This window comes from Deltaproteobacteria bacterium GWC2_55_46 (assembly GCA_001595385.3).
Lineage (GTDB): Bacteria > Desulfobacterota > GWC2-55-46 > GWC2-55-46 > GWC2-55-46 > UBA5799.
Genome location: LVEI03000001.1, coordinates 1,513,492 through 1,530,717 on the forward strand (window position 1 = coordinate 1,513,492; position 17,226 = coordinate 1,530,717).

The following is a 17,226-nucleotide window of genomic DNA, read 5'->3' on the forward strand; positions in this document are numbered from 1 at the left end:
AAATAAAATCTGTTTGCGAGTGTTATCATGAAAAAATTCTCTCTTGTCGAATTTTCAGTCGAACATCCAAAGCTCGTTGTCGCTATCGTGGCGCTCATAACACTCGGCTTCCTTACGCAGTTCCCGAAGATAAAGACCGACACAAACCCCAAGAACATGCTTCCGCCGACCTCGGACGTGAGGGTCTGGAACGATGAGGTGGACGAGACATTCGCCCTCTACGAAGACACGATAGTCGTCGGCATAGAAAACGATGAAGGCGTCTTGAATGAGCGCACGCTCGGCAAGGTCTTGAAGTTGACCGAAGAGGTCCTGCTGATAGATGGCGTTGCGGCCAGGGACGTGAACGGGCTTCCTACTATCACGAATGTCACCGCCGAAGCAGGCACATTAAAGGTGGGGCCGCTCATGGCAGAGCTTCCGAAGAGCGAGGCGGAAATAGAACGCCTGAAAAAAGACCTCTTTGAGAACCCGCTTTTCACAGGAAGGGTGATATCCGATGACGGAAAGACGACGGCGATCTATATCCCCCTTGAGGAAGGCGCAAACGGCAAGGCCATCGCCGACAGGATAAGGGAGGTCGTCAAGAAAGAGGGCGGCCCGGAGAAATACTATGTAGCGGGCGACCCGGTTGCGAGGGACACCTTCGGCGCAGAGATGTTCAAGCTAATGGCGATATTCGCACCCATCGCTGGCATGGTAATGCTCATTATCAGGTATCTCATGTTCAAGGACCTGTTCCTTTCGATCACCTTGATGATGGACGCCATGATGAGCATCGTCTGGTCGATGGGGGCCCTTATCATCCTGGGCTTCCCGGTACATATCATGAGCTCCATGGCCCCGGTCTTTCTGATGGCGATAGCGACCGACAGCATACATATCTTCAACGAGTTCTATTTCCGCTACAGGGAGAAAAGGGAGAAAAAGGCCGCTATAATAGAGACTATGAAGGCCGTTGGCCGCCCCGTGCGTTATACGGCGCTCGCCACCGCCATAGGCTTCGGGGTGCTTATCTTCATGGATATCGTCCCGGTGAAGGTCTTCGGCGCGGTGGTGGCCTTCGGCACAGTGGCCTTGAGGCTCCTGAGCTTCAGCTTCATACCGGCGATGTTCACCTTCGTGAAAGAAAAAAACCTCGAAAAGGTGGCCGCTGGCGAGGAGACATCTTCCGGCAGGGCCTCCGGGTTTTTAAAGGGGCTCGCGTCCGCGGGGGCGAAAAGACCTTTAGTCACAGCCGTCGTCGGCCTTGTCCTCTTTGGAGTGTCGGCCATCGGCATATCGAGGGTCGTCGTAAACAACAACATGGTCGAATGGTTCAAGGCAGATAGCGATATACGCACGGCTGACTCGGTACTTAACGCCTCCCTCGGCGGCACCTCGCTCGGCTACATCGTCGCCACGGCTGGCGAGGACGATTATATAAAGGACCCTGAGGCTATGAGGTTTATAGAGGGGCTTCAGAGGCGCCTTGAAACACTTCCAGCGGTCGGAAAGACCAGCTCTGTCGTAGATTACGTAAAAAGGATAAACCTGGTGCTCCACGACGGCGACCAAAGGTTCGATAGAGTCCCTTCCACAAAGGACGAGATAGGCCAGTACCTATTCCTGTTCAGCATGTCGGCGAAGCCCTCTGACCTCGACAACGTAGTCGACTACCCTTTCAGGAAGGCCAATATATGGATGCAGCTCAAGACCTGGGACGCCGAGGCGATGCGGAGCGTAATAAAGGCGGCCGATGAATACAAACTGGAAAATCCGACGGCCCTTGACTTAAAGCCCGCGGGGATAGCGTACTTCAACCTCGTCTGGAACGACGAGGTCCTCTGGGACATGCTCAAGGGGTTTACGATCGCCCTCGTCATGATATTCGTTATCCTCTCCTTCAACTTCGGCTCGGTAAAATGGGCGGCCATCGGGTATACGCCGCTTCTTTTTACGATACTTCTCATCTACGGCGCTGTCGGCTATCTGGGCAAGGACTTTGACATGCCGATAGCCGTCCTGAGCTGCCTGTCGCTTGGCATGTCGGTGGATTTTTCCATCCACTTCATAAGCAGGCTCAGGCAGAGGCTGAAGGAGGCTTGCCAGGGCGCGGCGCCTTCCCGCGAATCCCTGACCGACGCGCTTGTCTGGACGGCGGCAAGGCCCGGCAAAGGCATCATGCGTAACGCCGTGCTCTTCGCCTCTGCCTTCTCCGTCATGCTCTTCGCGCCGCTTACGCCTTATATAACCGTGGGGGCGTTTATCGTGAGCATGATGCTCATAAGCGCCACACTTACCATGGTCGGGCTTCCGGCCCTTATCATGTTGTTCAGAGGGCGTCTCTTTAGGGGCAATTGATATATCCTTATACAAGGCAGCATACGCTTCATATAAACGGAGGTAGCCATGCTCAAATATCTGCTTTTATTTTTAGCCGTGCTTCTGCCGCTCGATTCCTTCGCGATAACTCCCGAGGAGGTGATGAAAAACTCGCAGGCCGCGTTCCTCTACCCGGGCAAGGACTTCAAGTCAAGGGTGGCGATGAAGCTTGTAAGCAGATCCGGCTCGGTCAGGACAAGGGAACTTACCATGCTCCGCAAGAACTACGGAGAGACAGGGGGCGACCAGAAGTACTTCATGTACTTCCTGCAGCCGGCCGACGTAAAGGAGATGGCCTTCATGGTCTATAAATACCCCGGCAGGGACGACGACCGCTGGCTCTTCGTCCCTGCCCTCAACATGGTAAGGAGGATCGCTGCGCAGGACAGGCGCTCAAGCTTCGTGGGCTCTGATTTCACGTACGAAGACGTCTCCGGGAGAGACATTGCCGACGACACACACGAGATCGCAAGAGAGGAAAAACTCGGAGATGCGGACTGCTTTGTCGTCAAGAGCACGCCGAAGGCCGGGGATACGGACTACGGACACAAGCTCTCATGGATCGACAAAAAGTCATTCCTGCCGTTGAAGGAAGAGTACTTTGACAAAAAAGGTTCGTTGTATAAGGTCTTCACCGCCGACGAGATCAAGGAGATAAAGGGCTTTCCGACCGTCACCAAAAGGAGCATGAAGAACCTGCAGAGCGGGCATTCGACGGAGTCGACCTTCACAAAGATCGACTACAACATGGGGATAGAGGACAGCCTCTTTACAGAACGGTATCTAAAACAGCCCCCCAGGAAGTGGATGGACTAAAGCTCTTTACGGACCTCGATCATGACAAGAAAGATCCTATACGCCTGCCTTGCCGCCCTGCTCCTCGTCTCAGAGGATTCTTATGCCTGGGATCTCTCAGCCGGGGGCTTTTTGCAGGGCAATTACTCCCTCGGGATAGACGGCTCGAACCCGGATGGCGGCGACTTCAAGTGGGGCGAGGAAAGGGGGCAGTTGAAGCTCGAAGGCGCAAAAGAACCCCTTCGCCTCTTCCTCAAGGCAGATATATCCTTTGACCACCTCGACAGGAACGGCGAGGTCGAGCCCAGGGAGGCGTACATCGACCTCACGCGGCAGAGATGGGACCTGAGGGCCGGCAGGCAGATAATAACCTGGGGCCTCGGCGACCTGATCTTCATTAACGACGTATTTCCTAAGGACTATGAGGCCTTCTTCTCCGGCCGTCCGCTTGAGTACCTTAAAATCGGGGTAGATGCCATGAAGGCCGGGTTCTACCCTGATATAGCCTCCTTTGAGCTGGTCGTGATCCCTTTCTTCGAGCCGAACAACTTCCCGGACCCAAACAGGTTCTGGACCTTCGACCCATTGCCCGATGTGGGGGACAGGACTCAAAAGGAGCCTGCGTCAAACCTGAAGAATACAGAGGTGGCGCTTAGGGCCTACCGTGACATAGCAGGTTTTGACGCGTCCGTATATCTTTACAAGGGCTTTTACAGGGCGCCGTCGCTCGTCCCGGACAGCCTGACATCGACTACGAGAATAGATTTTATATACCCTGAGCTCTCGGTCTACGGGGTAAGCCTTCAGAGGAGCGCCCTGGCAGGCGTCGTTGGCCTTGAGGCTGGCTATTATGACTCTCTGGATGACAGGGACGGGACCGACCCCCTCATCCCTAATTCCCAGACACGTTTCCTTTTGAGCTACCAGAGGCAGTTCATCGAGGACTTCAGCGTTACCGTTCAATACTACGGAGAATACACATATGATTATTCGGAATACGAAAGCACCCATATAGCCGGTTTCCCGAAAGAGCCGAGGTTCCGTGACCTCACATCGCTAAGGATGACCTATCTTCTCATGCGTCAGAACCTCAGGCTCCAGTGGTTCTCATTCTGGTCTCCCACGGACAAGGATTATCTTTTTAACCCCGAGGCCAAATACAACTTCTCCGACAGCGTCTGGGCAGCCCTTGGCGCCAATATCTTCGGAGGAAAAAAAGATACTACCCAGTTCGGGTCTCTCGACAGGAATGACAACATATATATACAGGCGAGATACGAGTTTTAAGATAACCCATTAATTTCAAAGGCTAAATGCCTGCTCAACGCGGTTTCACACAATTAAGGGCACAGAATAGGATCAAATCCGTACCGACAGCAAACCAACTTCTGTCCCCATGGCAAGATGGCGTTTCTAAAGCATTTTTCCTGATTTCGTCTATAGCTCTTTGCCACATCCGGGCTCGACCGTTTAGAATAATTTCAGGTAAATAATATTTATCAAAAACTGTTGACAGAGTTTTTCAAAAGGTCTATAATCTGTTAAATTATCAATAGCATCGCGAAGATAGCTTAACATCAGGTGAGAAAGCCCAGCGACAGTTCTATTCCGCTAATCACGGCCTCAGTTCTACAGCTCACGCGAGAAGCCCTCTTACCCTCTCCCTGAGATTATTAACAGGGGACGTTATCTTCCCGATGTTCGCTTCAAGACCACACAAAGTAAAAAGGAGAACTCTAAATGGGTGTCAGCTATTCGGATATCATTGAGAGGATGAGGTGGGCCGGAAAGCTCAAGAACGATTCGGCCGTTGCGCGGGTCCTTGGCGTAACCCCTCAGGCCCTTTCAAATTATAAGAAAAGGGGCGAGATGCCTACCGACCTGGTCTTGAGGTTCGCTAATATCTACGGCCTCTCGGTCGACTGGCTCATCTCCGGCGAAGGCGAGATGTACAGGCCCGGCAAGGGCGGCGAGTTCGAGAGAAAAGGCTACATGATAGCAGCCGAAGAGACCTCCGCGTATGGAAAGGAATTCACCCGGGCGCCGGATTTCACCGCCTTGAGCCCCGATGAGATAATCTACGTGGGCAAGCTCCTCAAGATACTCCGCAGCCAGAACAAGAGCACTGCGGCGGCCATAAAGTACAGCGTTGACGCCTTCCTCAAGGCCTCGGAGATACCGGTCGAGCAGTTCGCGCCTGAAAAGGACCCTGTTACAAAGGGACACTGAGCGGAAAGGATATACCGGTTACAAGGCCGCATCCGGAGAACGGGCGCGGCCTTTTGTTTTTCCATTTCACTGTCAAGGTCCTCAATTGATTGAAGCCCCCGCCTTATTGACCAACTACCCTCCTATGTGATAATTTTACAACTTATGGCTAAAGGCTTTTCATATACGCTACTCGGTCAATGGCTTGGCGTGGAAGAAGCGCGGCGCAAAACGATACTCGACGGACTTCTTCCCCACCAGAAGCTCCTTCTCTTCTCTGAAGGCTCGATGACCCTTGAGCTTGAGCTCCTTACCCAGGGTAACGTCGAGGCTGAGATAAGGTTCATGGGCCTGACCTCCATTACCGCCGAAGCGGCCTCTTTTCTCGGCGCAGAGGTCGGGGCCGAGGCCATGGAAAGGGAGGTCTGGCTCACCGGTGGCGGCAGAAGGCTCCTTTACGCCCACGCGCTCATACCCGAGGGGATGATAGCCCCGGATATAAAGTCCGCGCTCGACGAGAGGCCTAAAGAGCCGCTCGGCAGGGTCCTTGCCTCAAACGGGGTCCTATTCGCCAAAGAAAGGCTTGAGATCGGGATCGTAAAAAGCCCTTGCGCCTCAAGGGACCTGGAGATCCCCGAAGATACGCCGCTTTTCGCGCGGAGATACATACTCTTTAATAAAGGCGCGGACCGCTGGATAATAAAGGCAGGCCTGACCGAGATATTCAGCCCCGAGCTCGTCGGCGCTGTCCTGAGGAGCTGAAGCCCGTGGGCCAGGTCGCGGCAGATAAGCTCCACGCGGTCTCAGAGCTTCTAAGGCTCCCGCGCCAGCAGGGCACTCTACTGCTTCTGTGGCCCACGATGTGGTCGCTTTTCATGGCTTCAGGCGGGAGGCCGGAGTTAAAATACCTCTCTATATTCATCATCGGCGCCTTTCTAATGAGAAGCGCCGGGTGCGCTGTAAACGACATAGCCGACAGGGACTTCGACCCACATGTTGAAAGGACCAGGACGAGGCCCATCGCAAGCGGCAGGCTCAAGGTGAAAGAGGCGATGCTGGTCTTCGCCCTGCTCTCGGCTGTGGCCTTCGCGCTGGTATTGCAGCTCAACAGGCTGACGGTCATGCTCTCACTCGTCGCGCTCGCGCTCGCCGGGGCATATCCGTTCGTCAAGCGCTTCAGCCACTTCCCGCAGGTCGTCCTCGGCATGGCATTCGGCTGGGGAGCGGTCATGGCATGGAGCGCGGTCAGGGAAGAGGTCGGGGTAGCGGCGTTATTGATATTCACGGCGAATATATTCTGGTCGACCGCCTACGATACGATCTACGCGCTCATGGACAGGGACGACGACATAAAGATAGGGGTAAAATCGACCGCTATCTTCTTCGGCGGCTCGGTATACAAGGCGCTCTCCGTACTTTACTTATGCTTTGCTGTCGCGCTCGGGGCCGCGGGTATGGTCGTTGGGCTCGGAGGCATTTTCATGACAGGCCTCCTCATCTGCCTTATACTCTCCCTCGCAATAGTAGAGTTTGTAAAAAAAGAGCGGACAAGGCAGGCGGCCTTCAAGGGCTTTCAGGCGAACGCGGCCATAGGGGGCGTATTGCTCCTCTTCATAATATTGGACATGAACCTTTGAGACGGGGAATATGCCGTATTACGACCTGAGAGAATTTATAGAAGTGCTTGAAAAAAAGGGGCTCCTTAAGCGGGTGAAGACAGAGGTAGACCCTGTGCTTGAGATCGCCGCTATACAGGAGAGGCTTGTAAAAAGCGGCGGCCCCGCGGTCCTGTTCGAGAAGGTCAAGGGGCACAGGATGGCCGTTCTGGGCAACCTCTTCGGCACAGCCGAAAGGGTCGCCCTCGGCCTTGGCGTAACTGAAGAAGAGCTCTCTGATATAGGGCAGTTCATCGCCACCCTCCAGAGGCCGCAGCCGCCTGAGGGGCTCTGGGACGCCGTGAAGAAGATCCCCTTCTTCGGCAAAATCCTGACCCTTGGCCCAAAGACGGTAAAGAGCGCTCCATGCCAGGATGTCGTCGAGACAGACACCGCCGACCTCTCGAAGATACCCATAATCAAGTGCTGGCCCGGGGACGCGGCGCCGCTTATCACATGGCCGCTCGTCGTCACGCAATCTCCCCAGGGCGGGCCGTATAATGTCGGCGTCTACAGGATGCAGTACCTTGACGGCAAGCGCGCCATAATGAGGTGGCTTTCTCACAGGGGCGGGGCCACTCACCAGAGGCTTTGGGAGAAGGAAGGCAAGGCCATGCCCGTGGCAGTTGCCATCGGCTGCGACCCGGCGACCATCATCGCGGGCGTAACCCCTGTGCCGGAGGACGTTGGCGAGTTCCACTTCGCGGGCGTGCTCCGCAAAAAGGCGATAGAGCTGGTAGAGTGCAAGACCATACCGCTTAAGGTCCCGGCCACGGCAGAGATAATAATAGAAGGCGAGATAAGGCACGGGGAGCTTGAGATGGAAGGGCCGTTCGGAGACCATACCGGCTATTACAACGCGGCGGAGCCCTTCCCCGTCTTCCACGTGAAGGCGATAACCCACAGGAAAGACGCCATATACATGACGACCATTACCGGCAGGCCTCCAAAAGAGGACGCCGTTATCGGCACCGTTTTGAACAAGCTCTACCTGCCCTCTTTAAAGCTTCAGTTCCCGGAGGTCGTCGACTTCTGCCTCCCGATGGAGGCGGTCTCTTACAGGATAGCGGTCGTATCGATAAAGAAGGAGTACCCCGGCCACGCGCGCCGCATCATGATGGGCCTCTGGGGGGTCTTGAAGCAGTTCATGTACGTGAAATACATCATCGTCGTCGACGATGATGTAGACGTGCACAACTGGACCGATGTCATATGGGCCATCTCAACGCGCGTTGACCCGAAAAGGGATACGCTTATTATCGAGAACACCCCTATCGACTATCTGGACTTCTCGTCCCCCATAGAGAACCTCGGAAGCAAGATGGGCATAGACGCCACCAACAAGTACCCGCCAGAGGTCTCACGCAAGTGGGGCGAGAAGATGGAGATGGACAGCAAAGTAGAGGAACTGGTCGAGAAGAAGTGGAAGGAGTACGGGTTTTAATGACGACCGAATCACAAAAATTCGAGCAGTACGGCTCTGACTGGTGGAACCCGGCTGGCAGGCTCTTTTCACTTCACAGGATAAACCCGCTCCGCTTCGGCTACTTCTCTTCGCGCTCCGGAGAGCTTGCGGGCAAGACCGTGCTCGACATCGGCTGCGGGGGGGGGCTGCTTTCCGAAGAGTTCGCGAAGGCCGGGGCAACGGTCACAGGGATCGACCTCTCGCCTGTAGCGATAGACGCGGCGAAGGGCCATTGTGCCGCGTCAGGGCTTTCAATCGATTACCGCGTGGCATCGGTAGAGAAGACGGCCCGGGAGGGCAAGCAGTTCGACGTCATCGTCTGCGCAGAGGTGCTCGAGCATGTAGACGACCTCAACGGATTTCTCCGGGACTCGCTTTCAATGCTCAAGCATGGCGGCCTCTTCTTCTTCGGCACTATAAACAAGACCTTCAAGGCGCGCTTCCTCGCCCTCTTTATGGCCGAGGATGTCCTGGGCATGGTCCCGCGCGGCACGCACGACTATAACAGGTTCGTGCGCCCCTCTACCCTCAAGGAGATACTCGCTCAGAACGGGGTTGAAATTGAGGAGCTTAAGGGGATGAGCTACGACCCTTTGAGGCTCGAGTTCAAGATATCTAATGACACGTCGGTAAACTATCTCGGCTACGCCAGAAAGAAATAGGGTTACATCAGTTGATGCTCACGTCCCTTATCTTATTGGCAACTTTCATATCCATCGTCTTCCCGCTCGTGACCATCCTGTGGCTGTGGAAAGGAAAGTTCACGAGCAGGGTCGACTGGGCCTTAAAGGTGCTCGCCTCCGCTTCGGTGGTCGTCTTCTTCTCGTTCGCGGGCCCCTGGGCCTTCACAAGCATATGGCTCAAGTACATACTCAAGATACTCTTCGTCATCGCCGCGGTCATGACATTCCCCAGGCTTGAAGACAGGGCCATCTTCAGCAAAAGGAACAGTAAGGGGCGGGTGAGCTACAAGCCGCGCGCCGTCTTCCTCGCCGTCTTTCTCGTGCTTGACCTCATCACGATAAAGGGCAGGTATTTCAAGGGAGAGCCTCTTGAGCTTTCATTCCCCATGAAAGATGGAAGGTACTATGTCATCCAGGGCGGCGCAAATCCGATATTAAACCCGTTCCACAGGTCTACCCCGGCAGAGGCTTACGCCCTTGATATAGTGAAGCTCAACTTCCTCGGCAACAGGGCTGGCGGCCTTTTCCCTTCAGAGCTTTCGGGCCACAAGGTATTCGGAGAGATACTCTACAGCCCGTGCTCAGGCAAGGTGGCTGGCGCTGTCGATGGCCTTGCCGACACGCCACCGCGCACGCCAGACGAGTCAAATCCAGCGGGAAATCACATCATTATCGAGTGCGGTGACGCGGAGATACTCCTTGCGCACCTCATGAACGGCAGCGTAACGGTGAAAGAAGGGCAGTACGTGAAGGAGAACCAGGTCATCGCGCGGGTAGGAAACTCCGGCAACTCATTCGAGCCGCATCTACATATAAGCGCGCACATGGCTCAAGACCCGGGAAAGGCCGTCCCCCTCACCTTCAGGGGCGAGTTCCTGGTGATGAACAAGGGGATAAGGAATTAGGATTCCCCCCCTTTTCTAAAGGGGGGGAAGGGGGATTATATTGGTGCGCACAGCGCACCCTACAATACTGAATGATTCCTGCGTGTTTGGGTTCTCGGAATGACCGCTTGACCGTCATTGCGAGCCGAAGGCGAAGCAATCTCATCTTTAAGATTGCCGCGTCGCTACGCTCCTCGCAATGACAACATTTTTTTGGAATTGCTAAAATTCGAAGCTTACCATCAGCCCTAAATCCCCGTATGGCAAAACCGCGAACGCTGAATCTTCTTTATGGACGGCGTTTACGCTCAAGTAGCCCAGGAACCACCCGAGGCTGGCCTGAGAGAGGAAGTGCTTGCCATCGTTTATCCTTGAAAGCGCTGGAAGGGCTGAGGCCGTGTAAAGAAGCGCTGTTACGCATGGGCTATCCGTCCTTTTAGCCGCTACGATAAAGGGAACCGCGCCTATGAAGGCGTGGCCGCTAAGGCCATTATCGTCCCTGAAAGGGCTCCATTCAGAACCGCCCTCTTCAGGCCTCCCCCCGCCAGTAATGTATTGAAGCGCCAACCCCGCTGGCGCGCCAATGGCGATGGCCCTTATCGAATCATTTGCCCATCCTTTTATATCCGGGTCATTCGAAAGTAGATAGGCGCCGAAGAGCACAGGTATCGCTACGTATAATTCACCGGGAAGGCGGGTTATATCAGATGCGCTATCGGTAGACCCGCTCTTGAGATGGCCGACATAGTACCTCTGAAAATTTTCATCTACCGGGGAATTGGCCATGAGGCCCGCGCCAGCGACCGCTGCCCCGAGCTTTATCGCGTTTGACCTGTCTGTGTATGCCACGCTAAAATCGCCCTTTATGTCATGTAGAAGCGCCTGAAGGTCGGCCCAGGGGTCCTTGGCGAAAGCGGGCTGGCTTAAAAAGACCAGCGTGATAATCAGAAAGAGTATCTTTTTCATAGAAAGGTACACGCAGTGAAAACGGCGAAGGCAGATAATAGAGTGAATTTCGATTTTAATCAGGCTGCTCAAAAAGGTCCAGAAAAGCAGATAGGCCTTTTTCAGCAGCCTGCCAGCGCCCTCTCTATCTCCCCCGCAATCCTCTTCGCAGCCTCCACCGGGTCAGGCGCGTTTCTTATGGGCCTGCCGACGACGATATAATCCGCGCCGTTCGAGATAGCGTCAAATGGTGTTACGACCCTTTTCTGGTCGCCGACAGCGTCCTCTGCTGTCCTTACGCCCGGTGTAATGATGAGAAAACCCGGCCCCAGGGCCTCTCGCACCGCCTTCGCCTCAAGGCCTGAGCAGACAATGCCAGCGCAGCCAGCGGCCTTCGCCGCCTTTGCCCTGTGCACGACAAGGCTTTCAGGGGTGAACAACGGGTCTATCCCGGCCTCAGGGAACGCCTCCTTCGATAAACTTGTAAGGACCGTTACGCCAAGCACCTTTGTAGAGCCTGCCGCCTCTACAGCGGCCTTGAGGACCGACCCGCCGTCAGAGGTATGGACCGTAACGAAGTCCGCGCCGAGAGAGGCCGCCGACCTCATCGCCCCCTTTACGGTCTCGGGTATGTCGTGGAACTTAAGGTCGAGGAAGATCCCCCGGCCGCCTACAACCCGCACGGTCTTTACTATCTCCGGGCCGCACGCGACAAAGAGCTCGAGCCCTATCTTAAAGAAGCCGACATGGTCTTTGAGCAGCCCTGCGTATTTGCGCGCCCCATCAATATCAGGCACATCGAGAGCGAACATTATCCGGTCTTTCGGAGAGAGCGCCATATGGGTTCCTTTCATCGTCTCACTGATTCGCGACTGTATTTCCCCCTCACCCGCCCTCTCCCCAGGGGAGAGAGGTTTTATTAAAAAAAAGAGGCCGAGCCTTTCAGGCTCAGCCCCAACAGGTCTTTATAAAGACAGGTATCAGAATACCGGCCTCTCCTGCTCTCTTTCTTTCTTCTTCTTTTCCTTCTCGTCTTCCTCGGTCCTCTTCTTGTGGACCTCGAGGAGGTCTGCCATGGTTAATATCGAATCGACCTTTACCCCGGTCTCCTTCTCGATATTCCCGGCCCCGCCCTCTTCCCTGTCAAGAAGGGCTACGACGCGGAGCACATTGAAGCCGGCCTCCTTTGCCCTTTGAACGGCCTTTATCGTCGACCCGCCTGTGGTGATGACGTCCTCTACCACGACCACGTTCGCGCCCGGCTTAACGTCCCCCTCTATGCAGGCCTGCGTGCCGTGCCCCTTCGCCTCTTTCCTTATGATGAAGACATCAAGGAACTTGCCCCTTATGGTGCACATGAGGGCGGCGGCATAGGCGATAGGGTCTGCGCCGAGTGTCAGGCCGCCAATGGCGTCTATCGGGGCGAGCTTGAGCTTCTGGAAGTAGGCGTAGCCTATAAGCTCCATCGCTATCGAGCTCAAGGCGGTCTTCTTTACGTCTATGTAGTAGTTGCTCTTCTTGCCGCTGGTGAGCGTGAAGCCCGCCTCGTCATACTTGAATGATTTTGTATAGAGGATGTCAAGGAGCTCCTTTTTATAGTCCTCTTCCATTATCTGGTGTGAAAAGTCCTGCATGCCTTGCTCCTTTACCGTTGTTTGGGGTTCCCCAATAATATAGTACCAACGGGCGCGAAAATCAAGGCGAGGATTTAGCGAAGGAGCCGGAAGGCGACTGAACTTTAACAGGTTGCTGACACAGATTTTTTCAGACTGCTCAAAAAGCTCCATATGCGAGGCGTGGAGGAGGCGAGGAATGAGGCGTACTTCCTTAGATGGACTTATTTCATGCCTGTTGTCATTTGCGGCTTTTCTTGAAGGGAATAACGTTGGCGCTCCTCTCTTTCAGGAGGGCTGAGAGGACCGTATCGAACCTTTTTTGAGGGTCAAGCTCCATGCTCGCAAGGGCCCTCATCTGGGCCGGTTTCGCAGAAAGCCAACTCAGGAGATAGTCCTGCTTGTCTTTCGGCTCTAACCTGAGCGCAGTGCAGGGCTCTTCGTCCGGGGCCTTCCCAGGAAGGTTATCTGTCTTCATTTAACCCCTACTCAGGCTCGGAGTAGGTGAATATCTTGTTCTCATAGTTCCTGAGGGTGATCTTGCCCTTTGCCTGCGATATAAGGTAGGTCGGCGCAACCGGGATCTTCCCGCCCCCGCCTGGCGCGTCGACGACGAATGTCGGAACGGCATAGCCGGTGGTATGGCCCCGCAGCTCCTCCATTATGTTCATGCCAACGGACACGGGGGTCCTGAAGTGCCCCATCCCCATGGCCATGTCGCACTGGTAGATGTAGTAGGGCCTGACCCTTGTCTTAAGGAGGTCCTGCATGAGCTTTTTCATCACGGACGGCTTGTCGTTTACGCCCTTCAGGAGGACGGTCTGGCTGCCAAGAGGGATGCCGGCGTCGGCCAGCATGGAGCAGGCCTTCTCGACCTCCGGGGTGATCTCCTTCGGGTGTGAGAAGTGTATGCTGATATAAAGCGGGTGGTACTTCTTGAGCATGTTCACAAGCTCATTGGTCACCCTCATCGGGAGGGTCACGGGGACCCTGGTGCCTATCCTTATGATCTCCAGATGTGGTATCTCGCGGAGTCCCTTTATGTAGCGCTCAAGGAGCTCTGTCTTCATCATGAGCGGGTCTCCGCCCGAGATGAGGATGTCCCTTATCGCCTTTTTCGACCTGATATATTTGAGGGCGTCATCAAAGCGCTGTATAGCCATGGGCGGGTGCTCTTCCCCGACCATCCTGTTCCTCGTGCAGTACCTGCAGTACATGGCGCATGAGTCAGAGACTATGAGAAGCGCCCTGTCCGGGTACCTGTGGACAAGGCCCGGCACAGGCGAATGCGAGTCCTCTCCGCAGGGGTCGACAAGCTCGCCTGAGGAGACGCTGAATTCCTCGATCCTGGGAATGCACTGCTTCCTGATTGGGCATTTCGGGTCGTTGCGGTCGATGAGCGAGAAAAAATAAGGGGTTATGGCCATAGCCAGACGGCCTGTGGCGCGCTTTATTCCTTCCTCTTCCCTCCTTGTAAGGGTGATGATGTCCTTTATCCCCTCAAGGGTGGTTATGCGGTTCTTGAGCTGCCATTTCCAGTCATACCAGCTATCAGGCCGCGAGGCAGGATACTCTATGTATTCAGCCAGTTCAGTCTTCGCGGCAGCTAACTTACTACTGGGCGGTTCAGAGCTTATCGAAAGCCCCTCCATTCGGCTCCTCCTACCGGCTAAGCGGGTTTCTCGGTTTTGGTCAGGTTCAGCTGCGGGTGCTCTATCTCTTCCATAGCCTTCTCAAAGGCTATCTTGTATTTGAAGCCCTTTTTCAGGTACTTCCAGATGAACTCGACCTTTTTCACGTCCTCGTCAGAATATTCCCTGAACTCTTTATCCCCGATCAGGATCTTCTGGGGCTTGATAAACCCCTTCTGCTCAAGGTAATAGAGCTTTTGCCTGGGTATGTCTATTTTTGAAAGTAGGTCTGGAGTCCTTATGCCCACCCCTGTAATTGCTCCTGTATACGGCAGACTGATACATTATTAAGTTGAAAGTTATTCTCAAAATGAATTTAAACTTATTTTACAAAACAAACTCAAACTTGTCAAGCGAAAAATGAGATTTTATAAAGGCTTGCGGATACAGGGTGCTATCAGGTTAGAGTTTGACTCAAGTTTATTTTTAGATTTGTCTAAAGGACTAAATCTTTAGATAATGGAAAAAGGAGATAAATATCAGTTACTTTGGCGAAAATCAAGATAAGATAGGGGTTATGTTCAAAAATAGCGAGTAGAATAAAAAGCACGTTTCAAATTAAATAAAAAAATCCTTAAGAGGGGGGGGCGCAAAGAAAAAAAGCTGCAAAACCGGCGGGGCTTGAACTTTTCGATTCGATTTGTTACACTTTTTTTGGGCTTTAAGCCCGTTATCCTAAGGAGTACTATGATGCATACTACTACCGTCTGGCGTCAGGCGTTCTTCGCGGAGGTCGAGCCGATAAGGCTCAGGGAGCCGCTCGCGTATATCCTGGGTGCGCAGGAAGAGACAGAGCTTTTCGTCATCAACTATACGGATGCCGTGCTCGTAGCCGGCCATTCATGCCCGGCTGTATCAGGGGCCTACAAGGTCACACAGAAGGCCCTTAAGGCGCTTTACAAAGATGAGGTGCCTGTACGAGGGCAGATAAAGGTCCTGATAAAAGGCGGCCCGGGCGACCTCGCCTACGGCCCGCAATCTCACGTCATCTCGCTCATTACCGGCGCCGCCGGGGCGACCGGCTTCAAGGGGCTCGGCGGCAGGTTCGGCAGGAATAACCGCCTCTTCTTCGACCCGGAAGACGCCCAGTTCAACACCTTCATATTCCAAAGGGAAGATACCGGAGAGGCTGTCCAGGTCGCCTACAACCCGCAGGCGCTGCCCGGAGACCCGCGGATGAACGATCTCGCCCCGATGGTCATGAGGGGTGGGGCCTCGAAGGAGCAGAAGGAGCTTTTTTACGCGCTCTGGCAGGGTAACGTTAGAAGGATCCTGCTTGAAGACGAACTATATCCCGGCCTCTTTGAAGTGACAGAGCTCAAGGGCTTCACCTTCCCTGACCTCAAGGCAGGCTCGTACTGACGTAGCGTAAAGCCGCTTCACATTATCTGATTTCCGTATATAATCATCAGGGTCCGCTCGTTCTACTTTGATTCCAGTTCATCTGTCCGTCAGGAGGCTCAATGTCCATGTCCATCGGGATGACCCTTACCAAGTTCCTGCTCGAAGAGCAGAGGAAGTACCCCGGCTCTTCAGGCAACTTCACCGCGCTCTTCTCCGACCTTGGCACCGCGGCAAAGCTCGTCTCTCACGAGGTGCGCAGAGCAGGTCTTGTCGATATACTGGGCGCCTCTGGTAACAGGAACATACATGGTGAAGAGGTCCAGAAGCTCGACGAGCTTGCCAATGAGACCTTCATAAGGGCGATGGAGCATGGCGGCCATCTCTCCGCGATGGCATCGGAAGAGATGGATGAGATCATCCACGTGGACGGCAAGTATCCCAAGGGCAACTACCTGCTTCTTTTTGACCCGCTTGACGGCTCGTCCAACATCGACGTCAACATAAGCGTCGGCACGATCTTCTCCATCCTCCGCTGCAAGGATGGCTCCAACGTGACGACAGCCGATTTCCTCCAGCCCGGCACGCAGCAGGTCTCCGCCGGTTACATACTCTACGGGTCGAGCACCATGCTCGTATACACGACCGGCCACGGCGTACACGGCTTTACCCTTGACCAGAGCGTTGGCGAGTTCCTCCTTTCGCACGAGAACATAACCATCCCCGGCAAGGGGAAGATCTACAGCATAAACGAAGGCAACAGCAAGTACTGGCTCCCGGGCACAAGCGCTTATATAGAAACGCTCAAGGCCAACGGCAGGGACTACAGCGCAAGGTACGTGGGCTCGCTTGTCGCGGACTTCCACAGGAACCTCCTGAAGGGCGGCGTATTCCTCTACCCATCCGACAGGAAGTCGCAGAAAGGGAAGTTAAGGCTCCTGTACGAGGCCAACCCGCTCTCGTTCATAGTCGAGCAGGCGGGCGGCAGGTCGTCAAGCGGCCTTGAAAGGACGATGGAGATAAAGCCCGAGGAGCTCCACCAGAGGACCCCCCTCATAATCGGGAGCAAGGCGGATGTTGAAGAGGCAGAGCAGTTCTGGAAGGCGCATCTGGTTTGAATCCGTTGAGACGGACCTTAACGGGGGCAGAGACCTGACCTGTCTGTCTTTAGCGTTTTTGGCGGGAAAGGTATTTGCGAAAAGTCTTCCCTGATTCAAAGTATATTACCGTACCGTCCTCACCGGCAACGATATACGCCTTTGCCTTATCCACCTCTTTACCAGTGTCAGGGTCTTTTGAGAAGCGCGTCGCTGTCTTGCTCTTGAGCTTTCCCACACATACAGGGCAACAGCCGTAGTAGGTCTTTCCCCCGACTTCGATGGGGATATTCTCCCTGCCCGAGACCCTGTCCTCCACCATGCATACCTTTGAGTTCTCGACGCACTGGACCGCTACGACTGTAGAAAAACCCGCGGCCGGGAAAGACCAGGCTGCCAGGAGCGCGAGGCAGACCCAGAGGGCCTTTGAGAGCATCGGTTTTCTCCTGATGTTTAGTAAAAACACGTGGATTATATCATTCCAG

Annotated in this window: 18 protein-coding genes; 11 read left to right on the forward strand and 7 right to left on the reverse strand. The window is 54.5% G+C overall.

Annotated features, from left to right (window positions below):
- The first annotated feature begins 27 nt into the window (after positions 1-27).
- From A2V21_307130 to A2V21_307170, 9 genes are all read left to right on the forward strand, one after another.
- Positions 28-2,343: a hypothetical protein gene (locus A2V21_307130; protein ID OIJ74053.1), complete on the forward strand. Its 2,316-nt coding sequence runs from the start codon at positions 28-30 to the stop codon at positions 2,341-2,343.
- A gap of 48 nt (positions 2,344-2,391) precedes the next feature.
- Positions 2,392-3,180 (forward strand): hypothetical protein, encoded by a 789-nt coding sequence (locus A2V21_307135; GenBank protein ID OIJ74054.1) that lies wholly within the window; start codon positions 2,392-2,394, stop codon positions 3,178-3,180.
- Positions 3,181-3,201: 21 nt separating this feature from the next.
- Positions 3,202-4,446, forward strand: coding sequence for a hypothetical protein (locus tag A2V21_307140; GenBank protein ID OIJ74055.1), 1,245 nt, complete (start codon positions 3,202-3,204; stop codon positions 4,444-4,446).
- 453 nt (positions 4,447-4,899) lie between these two features.
- The gene (locus A2V21_307145) at positions 4,900-5,388 is read left to right on the forward strand and encodes a hypothetical protein (protein ID OIJ74056.1); all 489 of its coding nucleotides are present in this window, start codon (positions 4,900-4,902) and stop codon (positions 5,386-5,388) included.
- 189 nt (positions 5,389-5,577) lie between these two features.
- Positions 5,578-6,129 (forward strand): hypothetical protein, encoded by a 552-nt coding sequence (locus tag A2V21_307150; GenBank protein ID OIJ74057.1) that lies wholly within the window; start codon positions 5,578-5,580, stop codon positions 6,127-6,129.
- A 5-nt stretch (positions 6,130-6,134) separates the two neighbouring features.
- Entirely contained in the window at positions 6,135-7,004 is an 870-nt protein-coding gene (locus A2V21_307155; GenBank protein OIJ74058.1) for a 4-hydroxybenzoate polyprenyltransferase, read from the forward strand.
- A 10-nt stretch (positions 7,005-7,014) separates the two neighbouring features.
- Positions 7,015-8,466 carry a menaquinone biosynthesis decarboxylase gene (locus A2V21_307160; protein ID OIJ74059.1) on the forward strand — a complete coding sequence of 484 codons (1,452 nt, stop codon included), beginning with the start codon at positions 7,015-7,017 and terminating at the stop codon, positions 8,464-8,466.
- Positions 8,466-9,149, forward strand: a complete 684-nt coding sequence (locus A2V21_307165; protein ID OIJ74060.1) for a hypothetical protein — start codon at positions 8,466-8,468, stop codon at positions 9,147-9,149. Before A2V21_307160 ends, A2V21_307165 begins: the two co-directional genes overlap by 1 nt.
- Positions 9,150-9,448: 299 nt before the next feature.
- A complete protein-coding gene (locus A2V21_307170; GenBank protein ID OIJ75099.1) occupies positions 9,449-10,075 on the forward strand; it encodes a hypothetical protein in 627 nt (208 codons plus the stop codon).
- A 201-nt stretch (positions 10,076-10,276) separates the two neighbouring features.
- Here the strand turns inward: A2V21_307170 and A2V21_307175 are convergent, their stop codons facing one another.
- The 6 genes from A2V21_307175 to A2V21_307200 all read right to left on the reverse strand — a co-directional run bounded on the left by A2V21_307175 (position 10,277) and on the right by A2V21_307200 (position 14,551).
- The gene (locus A2V21_307175; protein ID OIJ74061.1) at positions 10,277-11,020 is read right to left on the reverse strand and encodes a hypothetical protein; all 744 of its coding nucleotides are present in this window, start codon (positions 11,018-11,020) and stop codon (positions 10,277-10,279) included.
- A 101-nt stretch (positions 11,021-11,121) separates the two neighbouring features.
- Positions 11,122-11,853, reverse strand: coding sequence for an orotidine 5'-phosphate decarboxylase (locus tag A2V21_307180; GenBank protein OIJ74062.1), 732 nt, complete (start codon positions 11,851-11,853; stop codon positions 11,122-11,124).
- Between the two features lie 126 nt (positions 11,854-11,979).
- Entirely contained in the window at positions 11,980-12,633 is a 654-nt protein-coding gene (locus A2V21_307185) for an orotate phosphoribosyltransferase (protein ID OIJ74063.1), read from the reverse strand.
- Positions 12,634-12,853: 220 nt separating this feature from the next.
- Positions 12,854-13,090, reverse strand: a complete 237-nt coding sequence (locus A2V21_307190) for a hypothetical protein (protein OIJ74064.1) — start codon at positions 13,088-13,090, stop codon at positions 12,854-12,856.
- 7 nt (positions 13,091-13,097) lie between these two features.
- On the reverse strand, positions 13,098-14,264 hold the full coding sequence (locus tag A2V21_307195) for a lysine 2,3-aminomutase (GenBank protein ID OIJ74065.1): 1,167 nt from the start codon (positions 14,262-14,264) through the stop codon (positions 13,098-13,100).
- A 17-nt stretch (positions 14,265-14,281) separates the two neighbouring features.
- The gene (locus tag A2V21_307200; protein OIJ74066.1) at positions 14,282-14,551 is read right to left on the reverse strand and encodes a hypothetical protein; all 270 of its coding nucleotides are present in this window, start codon (positions 14,549-14,551) and stop codon (positions 14,282-14,284) included.
- Between the two features lie 439 nt (positions 14,552-14,990).
- On the opposite strand from A2V21_307200, the gene A2V21_307205 reads away from it, so the two are divergent.
- Together A2V21_307205 and A2V21_307210 are read left to right on the forward strand one after the other, a co-directional pair.
- On the forward strand, positions 14,991-15,665 hold the full coding sequence (locus A2V21_307205) for a hypothetical protein (protein OIJ74067.1): 675 nt from the start codon (positions 14,991-14,993) through the stop codon (positions 15,663-15,665).
- Between the two features lie 107 nt (positions 15,666-15,772).
- Positions 15,773-16,762, forward strand: coding sequence for a fructose-bisphosphatase (locus A2V21_307210; protein ID OIJ74068.1), 990 nt, complete (start codon positions 15,773-15,775; stop codon positions 16,760-16,762).
- Between the two features lie 49 nt (positions 16,763-16,811).
- On the opposite strand, the gene A2V21_307215 is transcribed toward A2V21_307210, so the two are convergent.
- Positions 16,812-17,177 (reverse strand): hypothetical protein, encoded by a 366-nt coding sequence (locus tag A2V21_307215; protein ID OIJ74069.1) that lies wholly within the window; start codon positions 17,175-17,177, stop codon positions 16,812-16,814.
- Between the last annotated feature and the right edge of the window lie 49 nt (positions 17,178-17,226).

Coding starts and splice junctions, on each gene's coding strand:
- A2V21_307130 (OIJ74053.1), top strand. CDS start 28: ATGAAAAAATTCTCTCTTGTCGAATTTTCAGTCGAACATCCAAAGCTC.
- A2V21_307135 (OIJ74054.1), top strand. CDS start 2,392: ATGCTCAAATATCTGCTTTTATTTTTAGCCGTGCTTCTGCCGCTCGAT.
- A2V21_307140 (OIJ74055.1), top strand. CDS start 3,202: ATGACAAGAAAGATCCTATACGCCTGCCTTGCCGCCCTGCTCCTCGTC.
- A2V21_307145 (OIJ74056.1), top strand. CDS start 4,900: ATGGGTGTCAGCTATTCGGATATCATTGAGAGGATGAGGTGGGCCGGA.
- A2V21_307160 (OIJ74059.1), top strand. CDS start 7,015: ATGCCGTATTACGACCTGAGAGAATTTATAGAAGTGCTTGAAAAAAAG.
- A2V21_307165 (OIJ74060.1), top strand. CDS start 8,466: ATGACGACCGAATCACAAAAATTCGAGCAGTACGGCTCTGACTGGTGG.
- A2V21_307175 (OIJ74061.1), bottom strand. CDS start 11,020: ATGAAAAAGATACTCTTTCTGATTATCACGCTGGTCTTTTTAAGCCAG.
- A2V21_307180 (OIJ74062.1), bottom strand. CDS start 11,853: ATGAAAGGAACCCATATGGCGCTCTCTCCGAAAGACCGGATAATGTTC.
- A2V21_307185 (OIJ74063.1), bottom strand. CDS start 12,633: ATGCAGGACTTTTCACACCAGATAATGGAAGAGGACTATAAAAAGGAG.
- A2V21_307190 (OIJ74064.1), bottom strand. CDS start 13,090: ATGAAGACAGATAACCTTCCTGGGAAGGCCCCGGACGAAGAGCCCTGC.
- A2V21_307195 (OIJ74065.1), bottom strand. CDS start 14,264: ATGGAGGGGCTTTCGATAAGCTCTGAACCGCCCAGTAGTAAGTTAGCT.
- A2V21_307205 (OIJ74067.1), top strand. CDS start 14,991: ATGATGCATACTACTACCGTCTGGCGTCAGGCGTTCTTCGCGGAGGTC.
- A2V21_307210 (OIJ74068.1), top strand. CDS start 15,773: ATGTCCATCGGGATGACCCTTACCAAGTTCCTGCTCGAAGAGCAGAGG.
- A2V21_307215 (OIJ74069.1), bottom strand. CDS start 17,177: ATGCTCTCAAAGGCCCTCTGGGTCTGCCTCGCGCTCCTGGCAGCCTGG.